Raw genomic sequence first — 21,163 nt, 5'->3', positions numbered from 1 at the left:
CGCCGCCGGACTTTACCGCCCTATGGGGTGCCGACTACGACGCAGCGCCAGGAGGGGTGATCCGCATGGGTTGGCGCAATTAGCTACACACGGCGAGGGCGAGAGCGAGCGCGTCTGAGAGCGCGAGCTCCGCGCCCTCGCGTTCGGCGTCGGCGTAGGCCGCCTCGCCGAGCGCGCCGCGCAGGACGGCGACGGTCTCGTCGACCCACACCTGCTCGTCCGACGGGCGCATGCCGCCCGCCGCGGCCCGCAGTGCCTCCGCGGCGCCGAGCAGGAGCGCGCCGCTGCGCGGGTCGCCCTGCGTGCCCGCGACGCGCGCCAGCGTCTCGAACGACTCGGTGAGGCCCGGGCGCTCCAGCAGGTCGCGCTGGAGCTCCATCGCCTCGCGCATGATCGCCAACGCCGGCCGCGGATCGGCCTCGGCGTCCGCGAGCAGGATCCGGCCGTGGGTGCGCAGCGTCGAGGCGAGGAGCGTCGGATCGTCGACGCGGCGCGCCTGGGCGACGCTCTCCGTCAGCCGCTCGACCGCGCGCGTGTGGTGACCGGCGCCCGCGTGCGCGATCCCGAGGTTCTGCGCGTTCAGGCTCCGGCCCCACGGGTCGTCGACCGCGCGCATGTACACGTCCGCGCCCTCGTAGTGCGCGATCGCGGTCTGATAGTCGAACTCGAGCAGCGCGATACTGCCGAGGTTGCCCTCCGTGCGCGCCGCGCGCCGGTCCTCGCCGAGCGCCCGCGCGAGCGCCAGGCTCTCCTCGAACAGCGCCTTGGCCGCAACGAGATCACCCTGGTCGCCGGCCAGCGCCCCGGCGCCGTTGAGCGCCTGCAGTCGTAGGTGCGGCGGCCCGTCCGGCGCCCCGAGCGCGGCCGCGAGCACCTCGCGCCCTTCGGCGAGGTTGCCGCGCCGCTCCCAGTAGCGCCACACGTTCGCGCACAGCGTGAGCGCCGTCTCGGCGTCGCCGTCGGCCACCGCGAAGTGGATCGCGGCGCGGACGTTCTCGCGCTCGACGTCCAGCCGGTCCAGCCACCGGCGCGCGTCCCGACCCTGGATCTCCGCCTCGGCGGTCGCGAACGCGTCCGCGTAGTGGCGCGCGTGGGCGCGCCGGGCAGCCTCGGTCGCCCCGGACGCCTCGAGGCGATCCAGCGCGTACTCACGCACCGTCTCCAGCATCTCGAAGCGGCCGCCGGTGCCGCGCAGGAGGCTGTGGTCGACGAGCGCGGCGACGGTGTCGAGCGCGTCCAGGCCGCACACCGCCTCCGCGGCGTCGAAGGTGAAACCGCCGGCGAAGACGCCGAGCCGGTCGAACGTGGCCTGCGCGGCGGGCTCGAGCAGGTCGTAGCTCCAGCCGATCGCGGCGCGCAACGTCTGCTGGCGGACGGGCGCGTCACGCGGGCCGGCGCTCAGCAGGTCCAGTCGCTTCGAGAGCCGGTCGAGGATCGCGGCCAGTGCGAGCACCTTCGTACGGGCGGCGGCGAGCTCGATCGCCAGCGGCAGCCCGTCCAGGCGCTCGCAGATGCGCCCGATCAGCACGTCGTCCTCCGGCGCCAGCTCCAGCCGCGGGTTCAGCGCCCGCGCGCGGCGTTCGAACAGCTTCGCGGACGGCTCCGGAGCGAGCGGCGACACCGCCAGCTCGTACTCGCCGTGCACGCGTAGCGCCGCGCGGCTCGTGACGACGACCTTCGACCGCGGCGAGGACGCCAGGATCCGGCTCAGCTCGGGCGCGGCGTCCAGCAGCTGCTCGAAGTTGTCGACCACCAGCAGCAGCTCGGCGGTCGCGAGGTCCTCGCCGGCCGCCTGCTCGATCTCCGACGCCACAAGCCCCGGGTCCACCAGCGCGGCCAGCGCGACGAACCGCGCGCCGTCGCCGAACCGCGGCGCGAGCCGGTGCGCGAGCGCGAGCCCGAGCCGCGTCTTCCCGATCCCGCCCGGCCCGGTCAGCGTCAACAGCCGCACGTCCGGATCGGCGAGCAGCGCCTCCGCGGCCTCGAGATCGCCCTCACGCCCGAGCAACGGCGTCGCGGGCGTGGGAAGCGAAGATAAAGGACCTGGGGCTTTAGGTTCCTGGGAAGATAAACGTCCAGGACGTTTAAGTTCCAGCGCCGGGTCGTGGGCGAGGATCTGCGCCTCGAGGCGGGTGAGCGCGGGGCTCGGATCCAGGCCGAGGTCCTCGACCAGGGCGTGGCGGGCGCGGTGGAAGGCGTCGAGCGCGTCCGCCTGGCGACCGGAGCGGTAGAGCGCGAGCATCAGCTGCGCGTGGAAGCGCTCCCGGTAGGCGTGCTCGGCGGCGAGCGCCTCCAGCTCGGGGACGACCTCGGCGTGGCGGCCGAGCGTGAGGTCGTGCTCGATCCGCTGCTCGAGCGCGTCCAGGCGGGCGGCCTCGATCCGGTCGGCCTCGATCGCGGCCGGGCCGAGCAGCAGCGCGTCGGCCAGGGGCGCGCCGCGGAAGAGCGATAGCGCCTCGCGCAACGTCTCGGCCGCGCGCTCCGGCGGCTCACCGCGCGCCCGCTCCGTGAGCTGCTCGAAGCGTGCGAGGTCGAGCGCTTCAGGGTCGACCGCGAGCGCGTAGCCGTTCGGGCGCGTGACGATCACGTCCGGGCCGAGCAGGCGGCGCAGCTGGGAGATGTGGACCTGCGCGGCCTTGATCGCGGTCGCGGGTGGGTGCTCGCCCCACAGGCCGTCGATCAGGCGGTCGATCGTGACCGTGTCGTGGCGGTGCGAGAGCAGCAGGACGGCGAGCAGCGTGCGCTGCCGCGGCGCGTTGACGGCGATCACTCCGGACGGGCCCTCGACGCGCAACGGCCCTAACACGCCGAATTTCAGCGCGTGGCTTTGCCGAGCCTTTGCCACTCAGGTCGATCCTACTGATCAGCCCAATTTCTGCGCCGGGCATGGTCGCTGGGCGTAGGGGGGAGGGCGACTGGGCGGTCCGCTACCCGAGCGGGCCGCCCAGTGCTACGTCGCTTCCTCGAGAATCCGGCGGATCTTGCGCGCCGTGACCTGGCCCTTGGGCCCGAGCGCCTGCGCGAACTGGGTGATCCGCAGCTCCTCCAGCAGCCACGGCACCTCGGCCAGCTCGCCGTCCAGCCGCGCGCTCGGCGGCAGGTTGCGCAGCACGGACTCGTGCGCGTGCTCGAGCTCGTGGATCGCGAGCATCCGGTCGCGGTCGACGGCGGCGTTCTTGCTCAGGCGCTGCAGTCGCCACTCCGCGCCGCGCAGGTAGCGCTCGACGTCGGCGAGCCGCTGCGCGCCGGTCGGCGTGATGAACCCGGGGAAGACGAGCCGGCCGAGCTGCTGGGCGACGTCGCGACGGACGGGGTCGAACGCGGGGCCGCGCAGCTGGTCGAGCTGGGCGCGCACGTCACGCGCGGCCTGGAGGATCTTCACCACGGCCGCGACGATCCGCGCGACCTCGTCCGCGGCGTTCCCCGCCACGAACTGGCGCACCTGCTCGAAGCTCTCGGCGTCGTAGACGGGGCCGCCGGCGCGGTCGAGCAGCGAGGCGATCGCCGCGTTGGCCGCGTCCTCCAGCACCGCCGCGGGGGAGGCGTGCGGCGCCTCGATCAGCACGAGCTGCGCGGCGCTGCCGAGCTTGGAGCCGCGGTAGTGGCGCGTCGGGTCGGCGATCGTCAGCGAGAGCAGGCGGCGCGTGCCGGCGCGCATGTTGAGCGCCTGCGCGGCCGGGCTCTCCAGCGCGCGCAGCCCGACGGACTCGCCCTCGTCGACCAGCGACATGTACGCCTTCACGGTCTGGTTGGTCCCGGGCAGCGCAACCGCCTTGGGGATCTTCCCGAACGTCCAGCTCGTCTGCCCGGTCCGCTCGAGCTTCTTGGTCGCGGCCGCTAGGGCCTTGCGCAGCGTCGGGCGGGACTTCTCCCGCAGCGCGGTGAGGTCCTGGCTCGCGGCCACGACCTTGCCCTGCTCGTCCTCGACCGAGAACGTCATCCGCAGGTGGTTCGGCAGCCGGGACGGGTCCCACGCGTCGGGCGGGATGCGCACGCCGCGCTGGGCCTCGATCTCCGCCGCGAGCGACTCGAGCAGCGGGCGCTTGCGCGGCTCCAGGCGCTTGAGCACGCTGTCGGCCACCTCGGGCACCGGCACGAGCTGCTTGCGGATGTCCTTCGGCAGGGAGCGGATGAGCGCGATCACGAGCTCCTCGCGCATCGCCGGGACGAGCCACTCGAACCCCTGCGCGCGCAGCTGCGGCAGGATCTTCAGCGGCACGTGGACGGTCACGCCGTCGTGCGCGGAGCCGGGCTCGAAGCGGTAGGAGAGCTTGAGCTCCAGCTCGCCCTGGCGCCACACGTCCGGCCGCCCCGCCACGTCCTCGGCGGCCACCGGGTTGATCAGCAGCTCGCGCGTGAAGGTCAGCAGATCTGGCCGCACGCGCCGCTCGTCGCGCCACCAGCGGTCGAAGTGCCGGCCGCTGATCACGGTGTCCGGCACGCGCGCGGCGTAGAAGTCGTAGAGCGTCTGGTCGTCGACGAGGATGTCGCGGCGGCGGGCGCGCTCCTCCAGCGCCTGGATCTCCGCGACCAGCTTCTCGTTGTCGGCGACGAAGTGGTGGCGCGTGTCCCACTCGCCCTCGACGAGCGCGCGGCGGATGAACAGGTCGCGGCTCATCGCGGCGTCGATCTGCCCGTAGCCGACGACGCGGCCGGCCACGACCGGCAGCCCGTACAGCGTCACGCGCTCGGTCGCGACGACCTGCGCGCGCTTGCGGTCCCAGCGCGGGTTGTCGTACGTGCGCTTGATCAGGTGACCGGCGAGCGGCTCGATCCAGCGCGGCTCGATCTTGGCCGCGGTCCGGCCCCACAGCCGCGAGGTCTCGACCAGCTCGGAGACCATGATCCACGCGGGCTGGCCCTTCACGCCGCTCCCCGGCCACAGCGCGAACTTGGCGTTGCGCGCGCCCGTGTACTCGCGCCGGGCGCTGTCCTTGAGCCCGATGTGGCTCAGCAACCCGGACAGGATCGCCTGGTGGATGAGCTCCGGCTCGGCGGGCTCGTGGTTGATCTTGATCCCCATCGACTTCGTGGCCTGGCGGATCTGGGAGACGAGGTCCTGCCACTCGCGAATCCGCAGGTAGTGCAGGAACTCGCCCTTGGCCTGCTTGCGGAACTGGTTCACGGACAGCTCGGACCGCTGCTCGTGCAGGTAGCGCCAGAGGTTCCAGTAGGCGAGGAAGTCGGAGCTCTCGTCGGCGTGGCGCGCGTGCGCCTGGTCGGCCTGGGCCTGCTGGTCGGCGGGGCGCTCGCGCACGTCCTGGATCGACAGCGCGGCGGCGATCACGATCAGCTCGTCCACGCAGCCCAGGCCGGCGGCCTCGAGCACCATCCGGCCCATCCGCGGGTCGATCGGCAGCTGGGAGAGCCGGCGCCCGAGCTGCGTGAGCACGCGCCCGGTCTCGTCCAGCGCGCCCAGCTCCTGCAGCAGCGCGATGCCGTCGCGCACCTGGCGGCGGTCCGGCGGATCCAGGAACGGGAACGCCTCGATGTCGCCGAGGTCGATCGCCGCCATCTGCAGGATCACGGCGGCGAGGCTCGTGCGGAGGATCTCGGGGTCGGTGAAGCGCGGGCGCTCCTCGAAGTTCTCCTCGCTGAACAGCCGGATCGCGATGCCGTCGGCGACGCGGCCACAGCGGCCCTTGCGCTGGTCGGCGCTCGCCTGGCTGATCGGCTCGATCGGCAGGCGCTGGACCTTCAACCGCGCGCTGTAGCGCGAGATGCGCGCCGTGCCGGGGTCCACGACGTAGCGGATGCCCGGCACCGTCAGCGACGTCTCGGCGACGTTGGTGGCGAGCACGACGCGCCGGCCCTTGTGCGGCTTCCACACGCGCTGCTGCGCGGCCGTGGACTGGCGGGCGAACAGCGGCAGGATCTCGACCTGCTTGAAACGGCCCTCGAGCGCCTCGGCGGTGTCGCGGATCTCGCGCTCGCCGGACAGGAAGACGAGGATGTCGCCGGGCGGCTCGCGCAGGAGCTCGTCCACGGCGTCGCCGATCGCGTCCGTCTGGTCGGCGTCGTCCTCGGGCTCGCGGTAGCGGACCTCGACGGGGTACGTGCGGCCGGAGACCTCGATGATCGGCGCGCCCTCGAAGTGGTTGGCGAACCGCTCCGGGTCGATCGTCGCGCTCGTGATGATGACCTTCAGGTCCGGCCGCTGCGGGAGCAGCCGCTTGAGGTAGCCGAGCAGGAAGTCGATGTTCAGCGACCGCTCGTGCGCCTCGTCGACGATGATCGTGTCGTAGCGGCGCAGCAGCCGGTCGTTCTGGATCTCCGCCAGCAGCAGGCCGTCCGTGCACAGGCGCAGGAGCGTGTTCTCGCCGGACTTGTCGTTGAAGCGCACCGCATAGCCGACCGCAGTGCCGAGCGGGACCTTCAGCTCGTCGGCGATGCGCTCGGCGACGGTTCTCGCCGCCAGCCGCCGCGGCTGCGTGTGCGCGATCGCCCCGCGCACACCCCGCCCGAGCTCCAGGCAGATCTTCGGGAGCTGGGTCGTCTTGCCCGAGCCGGTCTCGCCCGCGACGATCACGACCTGGTGCTCGCGGATCGCGTTCAGGAGATCCTCACGTCGGGCCGAGACCGGCAGCTCTTCCGGGTAGGAGACGGCGGGGACGGCGGCGCGGCGCTGCTCGAACCGGAGGACGGCCTTCGCGATGTCGGCATCGAGCCGGGCGAGGCCCTTCTCGTCCCCGTCGACCAGCCGCTTGTAGCGCTGCTCGAGGCGGAACTCGTCCTGGATGGTCAGCTCGGGGAGACGCGCTTGGAGCACGCGCTCTTAGGTTATCCCGCACTGGCCAGTGGTTCAGGGTGTTGAGGAACTTCTACGCCCTGTAGTTGCAGCTCGCGAAAGGCTGGTTTACGGTCAGGGTCAGCGTTGGCGCGAACTGGGTCTGCTGTTGCGCCGCGGCACCAAACGGAGGGTTACGTCCATGAAGCACCTGTTCCGCGCTGCGACGGCGACAGCCGCCGTCGCTGCGTTCGGCATCCTCGCCGGTCCTGCGACCGCGCAGACGCCAAAGCCGAGCTACTACGACGAGCTCGTCAGCAACCTCGACGCGGCCAACTCGTACGAGACCGTCCGCCACCTCGCCAACGACATCGGCGGGCGCTTCTCCGGCACGCGCCAGGAGGACCAGGCTGCCGATTGGCTCAAGCAGCAGATGGACGGGTTCGGCTATCAGACCAAGATCAACCAGTACCACGGGTCGGCGACGACTTCGTCGGCCGTGGTTCGCTCGCCGGACACCACGCTGTATCCCGGTCCGACCTGGATCATGCGTGCCGCCGGCAACTCGAAGATGACCGGGTACGACACGCCGATCAGCGGCGAGGTCATCTGGATCAACAACAGCGGCGCCAGCGCGGCCGACTTCCCGGCTGCGACCACCGGCAAGATCGCGGCGATCAACAACGTCACGGGCACGGCGCTCAACACCGCGGTCGTCAACGCCGTGGCCGCGGGCGCGATCGGCGTGATCAACATGGGCACCGGGTCGTCGCCGCAGGGAGCGTTCACGCTCACCGCCGCCCAGCCGACCATCCCGGTGGTGGGCTCCGCCGATGTGCAGTCGGACACGATCAAGGAGCTGGTGTGCGCTCCGGGCCCTGACGGCTCGGTCTTCGCCCCGCACGCGGGCGGTACCGTCGGGCCGACGCAGAACGGCCCCTGGTGCGCCACGCAGAAGAAGCTGACCCTGACGATCGCCACCGAGACCGTCACCGCCAACGCGGCGGCCACCGTCGACGCTCCCGGCCTGTCCACGCGCGCGGTCATCACCGCCGAGAAGCAGGCCGTCAACGACGTCTTCGACACGGCGCCGATCGTCGGCATGGGTGGTCACATCGACTCGACGTTCGGCTCGCCGGGCGCGCACGACGACGCCACCGGCGAGGGCATCTGGCTCGAGGTCGCGCGCGTCATGCGGAACCTGTCGCTCGACAAGGAGATCCGCTTCGGCGGCTTCGGCGGTGAGGAGCAGGGCCTGACCGGTTCCCGCGCATGGGGCAACGATCACCTGTACGTCAGCTCTGACACCGACAACAACCCGCTGACGTCGAATGTGCCCGCCACTCCGTCGACGCCGAGCGCTGAGGCCAAGCGCTACATCGGCCAGTGGCAGATGGACATGACCGGCACCACCTTCGCTCCCGCCAAGCTGTGGGCGCTGACGGTCGACGGCAAGCCCAACCGCGTGACCGATGAGGCGTTCAAGGCCGCTCAGCGCAGCGGCATCACGACCGGTGACGGCCAGTACTTCGACCAGTGCAAGCTGTCGCAGTCCGACCACGTGCCGTTCCACAACGCCGGCATCCCGGCGGCGCTCTTCATCCACCTCAACTACATTAAGGCGCCCAGCAAGGACTGCACGACCGGTGGCAGCAGCTCGAATTGCACCGGGTGCAGCTACAACATCGAGCCCGTCTACCACACGTCGCGTGACGCGATGGACAACGTCTCGCAGTTCTACCTGCAGGAGCAGCTCGACGTCATCGGCGCCTCCTACATCTGGAACGCGCTGAACGGGGTCAACATCACCGCCACCAACGCCGCCGGCGCTCCGGTCGCGAACGCGAACGTCACCGGCAACTGCGGTGACGGCGTCCGCCAGTTCGGCAAGACCGACGCCGCCGGCAAGGTCGAGGTCCGCGTCCCGCACGTGACCTGCGACTTCACCGTCGGCAACGGCGTGGCCAAGAACGTCGTGGTCTCGGGCGACATGCAGCTGCCGCTCGTCGCCACCAGCGCCGACGGCACCGCGGGCGGCTCCGTCCCGGCCACGCTGTCGCTCACGCTCGGCACCCCGGGCACGTTCGGCGCCTTCACGCCGGGCCTCGCGAAGACCTACGAGGCCACGACGCGCGCCACCATCACCTCGACCGCCGGCGACGCGCTCCTGAGCGTCTCCGACCCGAGCACGACCGCGACGGGCTACCTCGTCAACGGCACGTTCGCCCTGCCCGAGCCCCTCCAGGCCCGCGCTCGCAACGCCGCCAACACCGGCACCGCCTACAACAACGTCGGCTCGCTGCTGAACCTGCTGACCTACTCCGCCCCCGTCTCCAACGACGCGGTCGACCTGCAGTTCAGCCAGCGCATCAAGGAGACCGACCCGCTCCGCACGGGCACGTACTCCAAGACGCTGACGTTCACGCTTTCCACCACGAACCCCTAGGTGGAATTCGCGGCCGGGACGGGGCCCTCACTCGTCCCGGCCGCACCCTTCCACGTCGCGCTAGTGTCCGCGACGTGCCCCAGACGCTGCAGCTCCTCCAGTACGAGTACGTGTCCGACATGGCCGAGAAGCGCGCGCCGCACCGTGCCGCGCATCTGAGCCTGATCGAGGAGTACCACGCCGAAGGCAAGCTCGTGATCGCGGGCGCGCTGGGCGATCCGCCACACTCGGGGCTGCTGGCGTTCGCGTCGGCGGAGGCCGCCGCGGCGTTCGCGGAGGAAGACCCATACGGAGCCGCGGGCCTGGTGGTGAGCAAGAAGATCGAGCCGTGGACCGTCGTGGTCAGCTGATGTTCGACCGGCTCGCCGGACTACCGCTCGACATCGAGTCGTACGACTACGTGCGGCTCACCGGCGGCGAGCGGTCGACCACGCTGCTGCGGCTGCACGGGCGCGGCCATCGCGGGCTCGGCGAGGACATCATGCCGGCGGTCGAGGACCACGACGCGCTGGAGGCGCAGACCGAGTTCCCTCTGGTCGGCTCGTGGACGCTCGTGGAGTTCCTGGACGCGCTCGGGTCGTTCGACCAGTGGGGCGGGGTGGAGCCCGAGTTCGCGGACTTCGCGCGGCCGTTCCGCAACTGGCTGTTCGAGTCGGCGGCGCTCGACCTGGCATTGCTGCAGGCGGGGTTGTCGTTGGGCGACGCGCTGGGCCGGACCGCGCGCCCGGTCACGTTCGTGAACTCGTTCGGGCTGGGGGAGACGCCTTCCGTCGACGGTGTGCGGGCGCGGCTGGAGCTGTACCCGAGCGTCGGCTTCAAGCTCGACGCGGCGCCGGCGTGGAGTCGCGGGCTGATCGAGGAGCTGGCCGGGACGGGCGCCGTGCGGACGGTGGACTTCAAGGGCCGCTACGGGCTCGAGGTCGAGGGCGACTTCGCACCGGTCTACGAGGCGGTGCTCGAGCTCCTGCCGGAGGCGCGGATCGAGGATCCGCACGAGGCGTTCGCGGCGGGGTTGCCGCTCGAGCGCGTGGCCTACGACGCGCCGATCAAGCGCGCGTCGGACATCGGCGCGACGCAGACGATCAACGTCAAGCCGTCGCGGATCGGCGATCTGCGGTCGTTGCTGGAGATCTACGCGCACTGCGAGGCGCACGGTGTCGTCATGTACGGCGGCGGGATGGGCGAGCTCGGCCCGGCGCGCGAGCAGGTGCAGCTGCTCGCGGCGCTCTTTCATCCCGACGGGCCGAACGACGTCGCGCCGCCGCCGTTCAACCTGCCAGAGCCGATCTCCGGCCTTCCGACGAGCCCGCTCGAGGTCACTGCTCCACCAATTGGGTTTCGCCTTAAGTAGTGAATCGAGGTCCGGGGTATGCGGACCTCATGATGAGAACGCTATTGGTGGCAGTCACCGCTGCCGGCGCGCTTGCAGTGAGTGCCTGTGGCGCGGAAGAGGCATCCGTAGTGAAGTCGGCGTTCGAGCAGGACATCAAGTCCGCGAACGTCACCGTCGACCTCTCGATCAAGGCGGAGGGGCAAGAGACGAAGCTCCAGCTCGCCGGCCCCTACCAGTCCAACGGTGAGAACAAGCTCCCGAGCGTCGACTGGAAGCTCAACCTGACGGGCGCCGGGATGCCGAAGCCGATCGCCGGCCAGATCATCTCGACCGGCGACGACGCGTTCGTCGTCTACGGCGGCGAGACCTACCAGGTGGGCAAGGAGAACATCGCCAAGCTCAAGCTCTCGGGCGCCGGCGGCGGCATGGAGTCGGCCGACGTCGGCAAGCTCCTGACCCAGATGCAGGACTGGTTCCCCGAGACCAGCGGCACCCAGGACGCGGAGCTCGACGGCGAGCCCGTCACCCGCATCTCCGGCAAGCTCGACCTCTCCGCCGCCCTCGAGGGCATGAAGGAGCTGGCCAAGCAGCCCGGCGCCTCCGGCTTCGAAGGCATCGAGGAGCTGAGCAACAAGGACCTCAAGGAGGTCGAGAAGGTCATTAGCGACCCGAACTTCACGATCGACGTCGGCAAGTCCGACGGCAAGCTCCGCCGCATCGCGGCCAACATGACCATCAACGCCGACGGCGAGAAGGGCGCGGTCGCCTTCTCCGTCAAGCTCGGAGACGTCGACAAGCCCGTCGACATCCAGGCCCCGTCCGGCGGTCGCCCGATCGAGGAGCTCATGCAGAAGTTCCAGGAGGACTTCGGCGGCGGCGGCGCCGACCCGGCCGCGATCCCCGAGGACGCGACGGTCTCCTAGCCGCGCCTCGCACGACGCTTTTCAAGGCCGCCCCGGGAAACCGGGGCGGCCTTTTTCGTGCGACTAGGCGGCGGCGACGAGCTCGGAGACCTCGGCGTCAACTGTGCCGAGGTTCGGGCGGGCGAGGTAGAAGCCCTGGCCGCAGCCGACGGAGAGGCCCTTGAGGCAGCAGAGCTCGGACTCGTTCTCGATGCCCTCGGAGACGACGGTGGCGCCGACGTCCTTGGCGAACGCGACGATCGCGCTGGCGAGGGACTGGCGGACCGGGTCGTCGTCGATGCCGCAGACGAGGGTGCGGTCGAGCTTGAGGATGTCCGGGTTCACACGGGTGACGTGGCGGAAGGAGGCGAAGCCGGAGCCGACGTCGTCGACGGCGACGCGGGCGCCGAGGTCACGCAGGCGGTCGAGCTGGGCGCTCAGCGCCACGTAGTCCTCGACGGGCTGGTGCTCGGTGATCTCGATTACGATCGGGCGGTGGGTGTTGTCGTGACGGGCGATCGCGAAGGCGAGCTCGTCCTGCTCGAGCACGGCGGGGGAGACGTTCAAGGCGAGGTAGCGGCCCTTGGGGAGTCGGTGCTCCTGGCAGCGCAGGGCGAGCCGGATCACGGCCAGCTCGAGCTCCACGCCCATGTCGACGGCGTGCGCGTCGAGGAAGCAGCGCTCGGTGGGGATCGCGTTGCCGTCGGCGTCCTTGAAGCGCGCCAGCGCCTCGGCGCCGACCACCTGGCCGGACGCCAGGTCGACGATCGGCTGGAACGCGACGTCGAGCCCGAAGCCGTCGATCATCCGCTGCATGCGGGCCTGGACGCGCTCGCGGCGCTCGGCGTCCAGCGAGACGCGCTCCTCGTGGGCGCGGGCCTTCTCGCGCTCGGCGACGAGGTTCGCGGCGAGCTCGTCCTCGAACTCGCGCAGCTTCTCGGCCACGGCGATGAAGCCGATCAGCAGGCCGACGCTGGGGATCGCGAACTGCCCGGCGCGCAGGGCGAGCGACGCCCACCAGGAACCCTCGAACAGGCCGGACGCCCACATGTAGGCGAACGCGTCCAGGGCGGAGAGCCCCATCAGGACGACGATGCACATGTCGCCCCAGTTCATCGCGCCGCCGGCGCGCCGCCACCAAGCGACGGCGACGCCGGCCTGCGCGAGCACGATGAGCCCGACGAGCGTGCGCATCGTGGGGGAGAACCCGTCACCGCTGGCGAGATCGCCCAACGGGGAACTAGCTACGGCGGCCCAGGCGAGGAGGAGGGCGCCCAGGCCGCCGAAGATCAGAAGGTTGCGAAGCGAAGCCTTCACGCGCAGCAGGGCGAGCACGCCCGCCGCGATCAGGCCGACGTGCCAGATGAGGTACCGCGCGGCGGCGGCATCCTCGCTGCCGTTGATCGGGCCGCCGTCGGGGAACAGGCTCGGCAGCGCGAACAGCGACGTGAGCAGGCCGAGCATGGCGATCGTGGTGCCGACGGACAGCCACGCCATGCAGCGGTTCTCGAGCGTCTTCGACGACGAGTAGAGCAAGTGGCTCATCAGCGCGGCGCAGATGATCGCCACGGTGAGGCACGCGGGCACGGCGGCACTGGATTCGCCGTCCCCACCCGCCAGCGGAACGAACGCGGCCACCACTGCGGTCACGGCGCACGCCGCCAGCAACCGCATGGTCACGGACACTGATGGGCGGGCTGTAAGAAGTGGGGACATGTGGCCTAACTGGGGTGCACGTTGGATGGAAAGCTCAAACGCCAAGCAGCGTCCAGACTTGCGGTCAAGTGGCCAATCGAACCAAACTGATCTTGTTGCCAGCCGCACAAAGTCCGTGATACGGTTCGCGCAGGTCAACCCCTTGGAGGACGCTCGGCCATGGCCGTCACGAATCCGTCTCTACCGCTCTACGCCGCCGATCTCGAGCGCACCATGCTGCCGCTCGAGCAAGCCACGCAGCTTCCGGGCCCGGCGTTCACGGACCCAGCGGTGCTCGATTGGGAGCGTGCCAACTTCTTCTCGCGCGGCTGGATCTGCGCCGGACACGTTGATCAGGTTTCCGGTCGTGGTGCATACATTCGGGTGGAAACCGGCGAGGAAAACGTCCTTGTCGTCGGCGACGACGACGGCCTACCGCGCGCGTTCCTGAACACCTGCCGGCACCGCGGCGCGCGCCTCGTCGAGGAACCCGAGGGCCAGCTGCGGCGCCTGCAGTGCCCGTATCACGCGTGGAGCTACGGCTTCGACGGATCGCTCAAGAATGCCCCCTTCACCGAGGGCCTGACGGACTTCGACCCGAAGTGCTTCGCGCTGCACGAGGTCCGGCTCGCGGTGATCGAGGGCCTCGTGCTGCTCGACCTGTCCGGCGAAGCACCGCCGCCGCAGGCGCACATCGGCGACCTCGCGACCCACATGGCCGCCTACCGCACGCCGGAGCTCAAGCGCGCGCGCAAGGTCGTCTACGAGGTCGGCGCGAACTGGAAGGCGATCGCCGAGAACTACAACGAGTGCCTGCACTGCCCGGGCGTGCACCCGGAGCTCAACCGCCTCAGCCACTACCTGACGGGCGAGACCTACGAGGGCTCGGGCCTGTGGTGCGGCGGCTCGATGACGCTCTCCGAGGGCGTCGAGACGATGTCGACGGACGGCGCGACCCACGCCCGCCGCGCGATCGCGGGCGTCGACGAGCGGGTGATCCTGTACTTCCTGATCTTCCCGAACACGCTGATCTCGCTGCACCCGGACTACGTGATGCTGCACACGCTGTGGCCGCGCGCCGTGGACCGCACCGAGGTCGTGTGCGAGTGGTTCTTCGAGCCGGAGACGATGGCCGAGCCCGGCTTCGACCCGAGCGACGCCGTCGACTTCTGGGACCAGGTCAACCGCGAGGACTGGCACGTGTGCCAGCTCACGCAGCAGGGCATGACCTCGAGCCGCTTCACGCCCGGCCGCTACACGACGCAGGAGGACGACGTGCACACCTTCGACAAGATGGTCGCCTCCCGGTACCTGGAGGCGCTGCGATGAGCTACGACGCGATCGTGGTCGGGGGAGGCCACAACGGGCTGACGGCAGCGGCGTATCTCGCGCGCGCGGGCCTACGCGTGTGTGTCCTGGAACGCCGGGATCTGCTCGGCGGCGCCTGCGTGACCGAGGAGATCAGCCCCGGGCGGCGGGTGTCGAGAGCGAGCTACGTGGTGAGCATGCTCCGGCCACAGGTCGTGCGCGACCTCGAGCTCAAGCGCTTCGGCTACGACCCGATCCCGCTGGACCCGCCGTTCGGCACGTTCGCCGCCGACGGCACGCCGATCCTTTTCCACAACGACGAGCAGGCCGCGTACGCGTCCCTCGCGCGCGTGTCCAAGCACGACGCGGACAAGATGGCCGACTTCGAGGCGATGATGGAGCGCGTCGCCAACGTCCTGCGCCCGATGATGCTCAAGCCGCCGCCCGCGCTCGGCTCCAAGCGGCCGGGCGACGTGATGGAGCTGCTGCGCGAGGCCGGCCGCGCCGCGGGGCTCTCCCGCCGCGGCCTCCACGAGCTCTACCGCGTGATGACGATGTCCGTCGGCGACCTGCTCGACGACTGGTTCGAGAACGACGCGCTCAAGGGCGCTTACGCGTCCACCGGCGTGGTCGGCGTCTGGGCCGGCCCGCGCACGCCGGGTACCGCCTACAACCTGCTCCACCACGAGCTCGGCGAGCTGGACGGCCAGAGCGGCGCGTGGGGCCACGTCAAGGGCGGGATGGGGGCGATCTCCGAGGCGCTGGCGAGCAGTGCGCGGGCGTTCGGCGCCGTCGTGCGCACGCACGCGCCCGTGGCGAGCATCGACGTCGAGAACGGTCGCACCACCGGCGTCACGCTGGAAGACGGCGAGGAGATCTCCGCGCCGATCGTCCTCTCCGGCGCGCATCCCAAGACCACGGTGCTGGACCTGGTCGGCGCCGAGCACTTCCCGGACGAGGTCGGCGAGGACATGCGCCGCTACCGCTCCCGCGGCGGCTCGGTGAAGGTCAACTGGATCCTGTCCGAGCCGCCGAACCTGCCGGACGAGCGGCTGCTGCACACCTCGCTGGCGATCTGCCCGAGCATCGACTACCTCGAGCGTGCCTGGCAGGACGCGACGCGCGGGGTGCCCGCCGAGGGTCCGTACATCGAGGTCGAGGTGCCGACGGCGATCGACCCGAGCCTCACCGACGACGGCACGACCGTGATGACGATGTTCACCCAGTACGGCCCGCACGACGAGGCCGGCTGGCCGGAGGGTGCGCGCGAGGCCTACGCGCAGCGCTGCCTGGACCTGATCGCCCAGTACGCGCCGAACGTCCGCGACGCCGTGATCACCTACGAGGTGCTCGCGCCGCCGGACCTCGAGCGCATCTTCGGCCTGGTGGGCGGCTCGATCTTCCAGGGCGAGCAGGGCCTGGACCAGATGGCGTTCATGCGGCCGACGCCGTTGCTGTCGAGGTACGCGACCCCCGTTCACGGCCTCTACCTGTGCGGGGCGGGCACGCACCCCGGGGGCGGTGTGATCGCGGCCGCGGGCCACAACGCGGCGCAGCGGGTCTTGAAGGACCGCAGGCGATCTGAACGCCGGTTCAAGGTTCTCAGCCGGGCTTGACACGTTAAGCACAAACGGCGAGGATCGGTCCGTCTTGAACGAGTCTTCAGGACTTTCCCGGAGGGGTTTGCTGGCGTCGGCCGGTGCGGTGATCGCCGGTGCGAGCCTGGCCGGGTGCGAGAACACGACGACCCCCGTCGCCACCGCCGAGGGGACCGGCGGCAAAGGCATCATGGGGGACGAGACGGCGGGCGGGCCGGTCGACGCCGCGGGCATCCCGCTCGCCCGCCGTGACTACCCGGTGACGCTGCCGCGGATCGGGGACGCCGTGAAGGCCGGCGCGCCCGAGAAGGGCGGCGAGCTGCAGGTCTACAACTACGCCGACTACCTGAACCCCGAGGTCATCCAGGCGTTCGGCAAGCAGGAGGGCGTGAGCGTCCGCGTCACGACGTTCCAGACGCTCGACGAGGCGTTCACGAAGCTCTCGACCGGCCGCTTCCAGTTCGACGTGATCTTCACCGCGCCCGACCACCTGCCGCGGCTGGTCGGCCGCCGGCTCATCCAGCCGCTGAACCTCGACCTGGTGCCGAACCTGGCGAAGGAGGTGTGGCCCGAGGTGCAGTCGCCGTTCTACGACGTCGGGCCGCGCTACACGGTGCCGTACACGCTCTACACGACCGGGATCGGCTGGCGCAACGACCAGATCGGCGATCTCGATCCGAACGAGCTGGGCTGGGAGTCGTTCTGGCAGGCGCAGGCGTTGCGGGGCCGCGTCGCGGTGCTCGACGACGCGCGCGAAGGGCTCGGCCTCGCCCTGATGCGCCGCGGGATCACCAACCTCAACACCGAGGACGAAGGGCTGCTCGAGCGAGCGTCCGAGGACCTGATCGAGCTCAACGACGTCGCACGCGTGAAGGTCGCGATCAACGGCTACGAGACGCTGCCCGCCGGGCGGATGACGATGAACCAGGTCTGGTCCGGCGACATGCTCAACGCCGTCATCTCCTACCTGCCCGAGGGCACGACCGGCGACGTGCTCAGCTACTGGTACCAGCGCGCGGGCGGGCCCGTGTTCAACGACTGCATGTGCGTGGGCGTCGACGCCGCCAAGCCCGTCATGGCGCACCGGTTCATGAACTACCTGCTGCAGCCGGACGTCGCGCTGAAGAACTTCGTCGAGTACGTCGGCTACCAGCCGCCGATCACGAAGATCGACGCGGACGCGCTGTTCGAGCAGCAGGTGCTGCCGGAGAACCTGCGCAACTGCGTGGTCACGCGAGAGGACTACGCCAACGGCAACGCGTTCCTGGCGCTGACCGCGGACGGTCGGCGGCGCTGGGACCAGGCCTGGGGTGCGTTCCGGAACGGCTGATGCGGCGCGCGTGGGCGATCCTGGCGGTTCCCGGGATGGCGTGGCTCGCCGCGTTCTTCCTCGTCGCGTTCTACGCGGTGGTGGCGGTCGGGCTCGGGAACATCACCGACGTCTACGACCCGGTGCCGCACTGGAATCCGCTCGACTGGAATATCGGATATCTGCTGCAGGCATTGGAGGACGTGCTGCCGGGCGGGCGCACGTGGCCGGTGTTCGTGCGCACGCTGGCCTACGTGGTCGTGGCGGTCGTGCTGTCGCTGGCGATCGGCTATCCGGTCGCCTACTACGTCTCGCGCTACGCGACCGGGCGCTCGAAGGCCGCGCTGCTGATCCTGCTGGTCGCGCCGTTCTGGATCTCGTACCTGATGCGGATGTTCGCCTGGACGAACCTGCTCGCGGAGGGCGGCTACGCGGCGGACGTGCTCAACACGCTGTCGCTCGATTCCCTGTTCTCGGCAGTCGGGCTGCTCGACGGCGAGGACTGGCTCGGCGGCCAGCACATCGCGGTGATCATGGGCCTCGTCTACGGCTACGTGCCGTACCTGATCCTGCCGCTGTACGCGTCGCTGGACCGGATCGACCAGCGGCTGATCGAGGCGGCTCGGGACCTGGGCGCATCCTCGGCCGGCGCGTTCCGGCGCGTGGTCCTGCCGCTCTCCCGGGCGGGGACGCTCGGCGGGATCGTCCTGATCGCGCTGCCGATGTTCGGCGACTACTACACGCCGGACCTGATGAGCGGCTCGCCGCGCACGGCGATGCTCGGCAACACGATCAACAACTACGTGCAGGGTGGGCCGGACAAGGCGCTCGGCGCCGCGATGACGCTGCTGCTGTCCGCGTTCCTGCTGGTCTTCATGCTCTATTACCTGCGCGAGCTGCGGCGGGAGAGCGCTGCGTGAGTCGCCCGCGCTGGCTTCCGGTCATCACCTGGGTCTATGTGGCCTGGTCGCTGCTGCCGGTGCTGATCGCGATCCGGTTCGCGTTCAACGACGGGCGTTCCCGCACGAGCGGCCAGGGCTTCTCGCTGCGCTGGTTCTGGACGGACCCGACGCTGTCGGTGCGCAACGACCCGACGCTCGCCGCCGCGCTGGAGCACTCGTTGGTGCTGGCCGGGCTCGCGATGCTGCTCGCGGTGCCGCTCGGGACCGCGCTGGCGATCGGCCTACAGCGCTGGCGCGGGCGGGGGAGCGGCGTCTCGAACGTGCTGATGCTGCTGCCTTTGGTGACGCCGGAGCTCGTGTTCGCGGTTGGGCTCTTCCTGCTGTTCACGAGCGCGTTCGGGTTCATCGGGCTCGGCACGACCGCGCAGGTGATCGGGCACGTGACGTTCTCGATCTCGTGGGTCGTGCTGATCGTGCGCGGGCGGCTGGTGATGATCGGCAACGATGTGGAAGAGGCGGCCGCGGACCTCGGCGCGCCGCCGTGGCAGGTCTTGAAGCGCGTGCTGCTGCCGCTGCTCGGCCCGGCGATCGCGGCGTCGCTGCTGACGGTGTTCGCGCTGAGCATCGACGACTTCGTGGTCGCGCAGTACATGGCCAGCGGCGCCGACACGACGACCGTGCCGATGCGGATCTACTCGTCCGCCCGCGCGGCGCCGACGCCGGCCTTGAACGCGCTGGCGACGATCATGCTGGTCCTGTCTTTGGCGGCGCTCGCGCTCGCGTGGCTCGTGTTCCGGCGCCGGCCGGAGAGCCTGTCGGGGCTGATGCGGTGAGCCTCGTCCTCGATCACTTGGTCAAGCGCTACGGCGACGTGCTGGCCGTCGACGACGTGTCGCTGGAGATCGCGCACGGCGAGTTCTTCACGCTGCTCGGGCCTTCAGGCTGCGGGAAGACGTCCACGCTGCGGCTCATCGCCGGCTTCGAGCGGCTGGACGGCGGCGCGATCACGCTCGACGGCGACGACATCGCGCGCCGGCCGCCGCACAAACGGCCCGTCAACACGGTCTTCCAGTCGTACGCGCTGTTCCCGCACATGAGCGTGGCGGAGAACGTCGCGTTCGGCTTGAAGTACAAGCGGGTGTCGAAGAGCGAAGTCGCGCGCCGGGTGGGCGAGGCGATGGAGCTCGTGCAACTCGGGCACCTCGCCGAGCGGCGGCCGGGGCAGTTGAGCGGCGGCCAGCAGCAGCGGGTCGCGCTGGCGCGGGCGCTCGTGCTCGAGCCGCCGGTGCTGTTGCTGGACGAGCCGCTCGGGGCATTGGATGCGCGCCTGCGGATCGACCTGCAGGTCGAGCTCAAGCGCATCCAGGAGACGCTGGAGATCACGTTCGTCTACGTCACCCACGACCAGGACGAGGCGCTAACGATGAGCGACCGGGTCGCGGTGATGAAGGGCGGCAAGGTCGAGCAGTGCGACGAGCCGCGCGTGCTCTACGAGGAGCCGTGCACGGCGTTCGTGGCCAACTTCCTCGGGTCCTCGAACCTCATCCCGGCGACGGTGTCGGAGGGAGCGTTGCGGGTCGGTGAGTTCACGCTGCGCGCGGACGTCGACGGGCGAACGGGGGACGCGCTGGCGATGATCCGGCCCGAGCGGGTGCGCCTGGAGCCGCACGGCACCGGCGGGGAGAACCGCGTGCCGGGGATGGTCGAGGCGGTCGTCTACCTCGGCTTCCATCAGGACGTGCGCGTGCGGCTGGCGAGCGGCGCGCTGGTCCGCTGCGACGTCCCCAACGACGGCGAGGCCGTGGAGCACTCGTCCGGCGACCCTGTCTGCGTGCACCTGCCCGCAAACTGCCTGCGGGTGCTGGAGCCGTGAGGCGGCGCGAAGAGCTGCTCGGCGCGGCCCGCCGCGTCATCGGTCGTGACGGCTTCGCGGCGGCGACGGTGGGAACGATCACGCGCGAGGCCGGCGCGTCTCTAGGGCTGCTCAACTACCACTTCGGGTCCAAGGACGAGGTCGTCGCGGAGGCGTTCGCGGCCGCGGCGCGCGAGGACCTGGACGCGCTGGAGGCGATCTCGCGGCGCTTCGAGAGCCCGGCGGACCGGCTCGCGGCCTACCTGGACCAGTCCGAGTGGGCCGACGCCGCCTCGTGGCGGCTGTGGGTCGACGCGTGGGGCTCCTCGGTGCACTCGCCGCTCGTGCGCGACACCCTCGGACGCTTCGACATCGGCTGGCGCGCGGTGCTCGCCGAAGTGCTGGCCGACGGCGTGCGCCAGGGCTGCTGGGAGTGCGACGACGTGCAGGACACCGCCGCGCGGCTCGTCGCCGTGATCGACGGGATCGGCCTGCACGCGACCGTCCACGGCGAGGACGTCCCGCCGGCCCGCGCGGCCGCCTGGGCGCGCCGGATGGCCGAGCTCGAGCTGGGCGTCGCGCTGCCCGCTCCGCCCGTGTTCGTCGCGCCCCGCGTCGTGGCGGAGCACCGCGTGGAGCTCTCGGTGCGGGCGCGGGATCTGGACGCGCGCGGTGTCGTCGACCCCGCCGTGCTGTTCACGTTTCTGGAGGAGGCGCGGACCGCCTGGCTCGGCGACCGCGTGCCCGAGGCCGTCGTCACCCATGTCGCCGTCCGCTACGTGCGCCCGCTGGGCCGCGACGACGTGACCGTGACCTGCGCGCTGGACAGCGTCGGCCGGGCGAGCTTTCGCACGCGCGAGACGATCACGACCGCGGACGGCATCGGCGTGGAGGGCGCGACCACGCTCGAGGTGCCGGGCCGCGCGCTCACGGCCGGCGAGCGCGAAGGGCTGACGCGATGACCCGCTCGGCCACGCCACGCCCGGCCACGCCACGCCCGGTCTCGCCCCGCGCGACGCCACGCCCGGCCACGCCGCATGATCGTGCCCCGCCGTGACGAGGTCGTACACGGGCGCGAGCACGTCGTAGGC

The 21,163-nt window shown here is 70.9% G+C and carries 14 protein-coding genes; 11 read left to right on the top strand and 3 right to left on the bottom strand.

The genetic code is table 11. From position 1 onward, the window contains the following. Nucleotides 1-79 precede the first annotated feature (79 nt). Both OJ997_RS07515 and hrpA read right to left on the bottom strand, forming a co-directional pair. Complete coding sequence (locus tag OJ997_RS07515) at nucleotides 80-2,770, bottom strand: ATP-binding protein (protein WP_270024451.1); 2,691 nt, start codon at nucleotides 2,768-2,770, stop codon at nucleotides 80-82. A gap of 180 nt (nucleotides 2,771-2,950) precedes the next feature. Further along, nucleotides 2,951-6,769 carry an ATP-dependent RNA helicase HrpA gene (gene hrpA / locus OJ997_RS07510; RefSeq protein WP_270024450.1) on the bottom strand — a complete coding sequence of 1,273 codons (3,819 nt, stop codon included), beginning with the start codon at nucleotides 6,767-6,769 and terminating at the stop codon, nucleotides 2,951-2,953. A 160-nt stretch (nucleotides 6,770-6,929) separates the two neighbouring features. Between hrpA and OJ997_RS07505 the strand changes: the two genes are divergently transcribed. From OJ997_RS07505 to OJ997_RS07490, 4 genes are all read left to right on the top strand, one after another. Beyond that, nucleotides 6,930-9,173: a M28 family peptidase gene (locus tag OJ997_RS07505; protein WP_270024449.1), complete on the top strand. Its 2,244-nt coding sequence runs from the start codon at nucleotides 6,930-6,932 to the stop codon at nucleotides 9,171-9,173. A gap of 74 nt (nucleotides 9,174-9,247) precedes the next feature. Further along, entirely contained in the window at nucleotides 9,248-9,523 is a 276-nt protein-coding gene (locus tag OJ997_RS07500; protein WP_270024448.1) for a YciI family protein, read from the top strand. Continuing rightward, nucleotides 9,502-10,524 carry a hypothetical protein gene (locus OJ997_RS07495; protein WP_270024447.1) on the top strand — a complete coding sequence of 341 codons (1,023 nt, stop codon included), beginning with the start codon at nucleotides 9,502-9,504 and terminating at the stop codon, nucleotides 10,522-10,524. Before OJ997_RS07500 ends, OJ997_RS07495 begins: the two co-directional genes overlap by 22 nt. 110 nt (nucleotides 10,525-10,634) lie before the next feature. Further along, nucleotides 10,635-11,429 carry a hypothetical protein gene (locus OJ997_RS07490; RefSeq protein WP_270024446.1) on the top strand — a complete coding sequence of 265 codons (795 nt, stop codon included), beginning with the start codon at nucleotides 10,635-10,637 and terminating at the stop codon, nucleotides 11,427-11,429. A 63-nt stretch (nucleotides 11,430-11,492) separates the two neighbouring features. Here OJ997_RS07490 and OJ997_RS07485 read toward each other — a convergent pair whose 3' ends face one another. Next, complete coding sequence (locus OJ997_RS07485) at nucleotides 11,493-13,082, bottom strand: EAL domain-containing protein (protein WP_270024445.1); 1,590 nt, start codon at nucleotides 13,080-13,082, stop codon at nucleotides 11,493-11,495. A 201-nt stretch (nucleotides 13,083-13,283) separates the two neighbouring features. Between OJ997_RS07485 and OJ997_RS07480 the strand changes: the two genes are divergently transcribed. From OJ997_RS07480 to OJ997_RS07450, 7 genes are all read left to right on the top strand, one after another. Beyond that, on the top strand, nucleotides 13,284-14,432 hold the full coding sequence (locus tag OJ997_RS07480) for an aromatic ring-hydroxylating oxygenase subunit alpha (RefSeq protein WP_308213568.1): 1,149 nt from the start codon (nucleotides 13,284-13,286) through the stop codon (nucleotides 14,430-14,432). Beyond that, on the top strand, nucleotides 14,429-16,027 hold the full coding sequence (locus tag OJ997_RS07475) for a phytoene desaturase family protein (RefSeq protein WP_270024444.1): 1,599 nt from the start codon (nucleotides 14,429-14,431) through the stop codon (nucleotides 16,025-16,027). The genes OJ997_RS07480 and OJ997_RS07475 overlap by 4 nt, the downstream gene beginning before the upstream one ends. Nucleotides 16,028-16,094: 67 nt before the next feature. Beyond that, nucleotides 16,095-17,339, top strand: a complete 1,245-nt coding sequence (locus OJ997_RS07470) for a polyamine ABC transporter substrate-binding protein (protein ID WP_270024443.1) — start codon at nucleotides 16,095-16,097, stop codon at nucleotides 17,337-17,339. Beyond that, nucleotides 17,339-18,238 carry an ABC transporter permease gene (locus OJ997_RS07465; RefSeq protein ID WP_270024442.1) on the top strand — a complete coding sequence of 300 codons (900 nt, stop codon included), beginning with the start codon at nucleotides 17,339-17,341 and terminating at the stop codon, nucleotides 18,236-18,238. The genes OJ997_RS07470 and OJ997_RS07465 overlap by 1 nt, the downstream gene beginning before the upstream one ends. Continuing rightward, on the top strand, nucleotides 18,235-19,053 hold the full coding sequence (locus tag OJ997_RS07460; protein WP_270024441.1) for an ABC transporter permease: 819 nt from the start codon (nucleotides 18,235-18,237) through the stop codon (nucleotides 19,051-19,053). The genes OJ997_RS07465 and OJ997_RS07460 overlap by 4 nt, the downstream gene beginning before the upstream one ends. Next, entirely contained in the window at nucleotides 19,050-20,093 is a 1,044-nt protein-coding gene (locus OJ997_RS07455) for an ABC transporter ATP-binding protein (RefSeq protein WP_270024440.1), read from the top strand. The genes OJ997_RS07460 and OJ997_RS07455 overlap by 4 nt, the downstream gene beginning before the upstream one ends. After that, on the top strand, nucleotides 20,090-21,034 hold the full coding sequence (locus tag OJ997_RS07450; RefSeq protein ID WP_270024439.1) for a TetR family transcriptional regulator C-terminal domain-containing protein: 945 nt from the start codon (nucleotides 20,090-20,092) through the stop codon (nucleotides 21,032-21,034). The genes OJ997_RS07455 and OJ997_RS07450 overlap by 4 nt, the downstream gene beginning before the upstream one ends. Nucleotides 21,035-21,163: the final 129 nt, after the last annotated feature.

The organism is Solirubrobacter phytolaccae, assembly GCF_027587195.1.
Taxonomy (GTDB): Bacteria; Actinomycetota; Thermoleophilia; order Solirubrobacterales; family Solirubrobacteraceae; genus Solirubrobacter; species Solirubrobacter phytolaccae.
Note: the sequence above shows the minus strand (reverse complement) of the source record. Positions and strands in the feature narration are given on the sequence as shown.

Bases quoted from the DNA above. Each gene is read 5' to 3' on its own strand.
- OJ997_RS07505 (WP_270024449.1), top strand. From the start codon at position 6,930: ATGAAGCACCTGTTCCGCGCTGCGACGGCGACAGCCGCCGTCGCTGCG.
- OJ997_RS07485 (WP_270024445.1), bottom strand. From the start codon at position 13,082: ATGCGGTTGCTGGCGGCGTGCGCCGTGACCGCAGTGGTGGCCGCGTTC.
- OJ997_RS07480 (WP_308213568.1), top strand. From the start codon at position 13,284: ATGGCCGTCACGAATCCGTCTCTACCGCTCTACGCCGCCGATCTCGAG.
- OJ997_RS07475 (WP_270024444.1), top strand. From the start codon at position 14,429: ATGAGCTACGACGCGATCGTGGTCGGGGGAGGCCACAACGGGCTGACG.
- OJ997_RS07465 (WP_270024442.1), top strand. From the start codon at position 17,339: ATGCGGCGCGCGTGGGCGATCCTGGCGGTTCCCGGGATGGCGTGGCTC.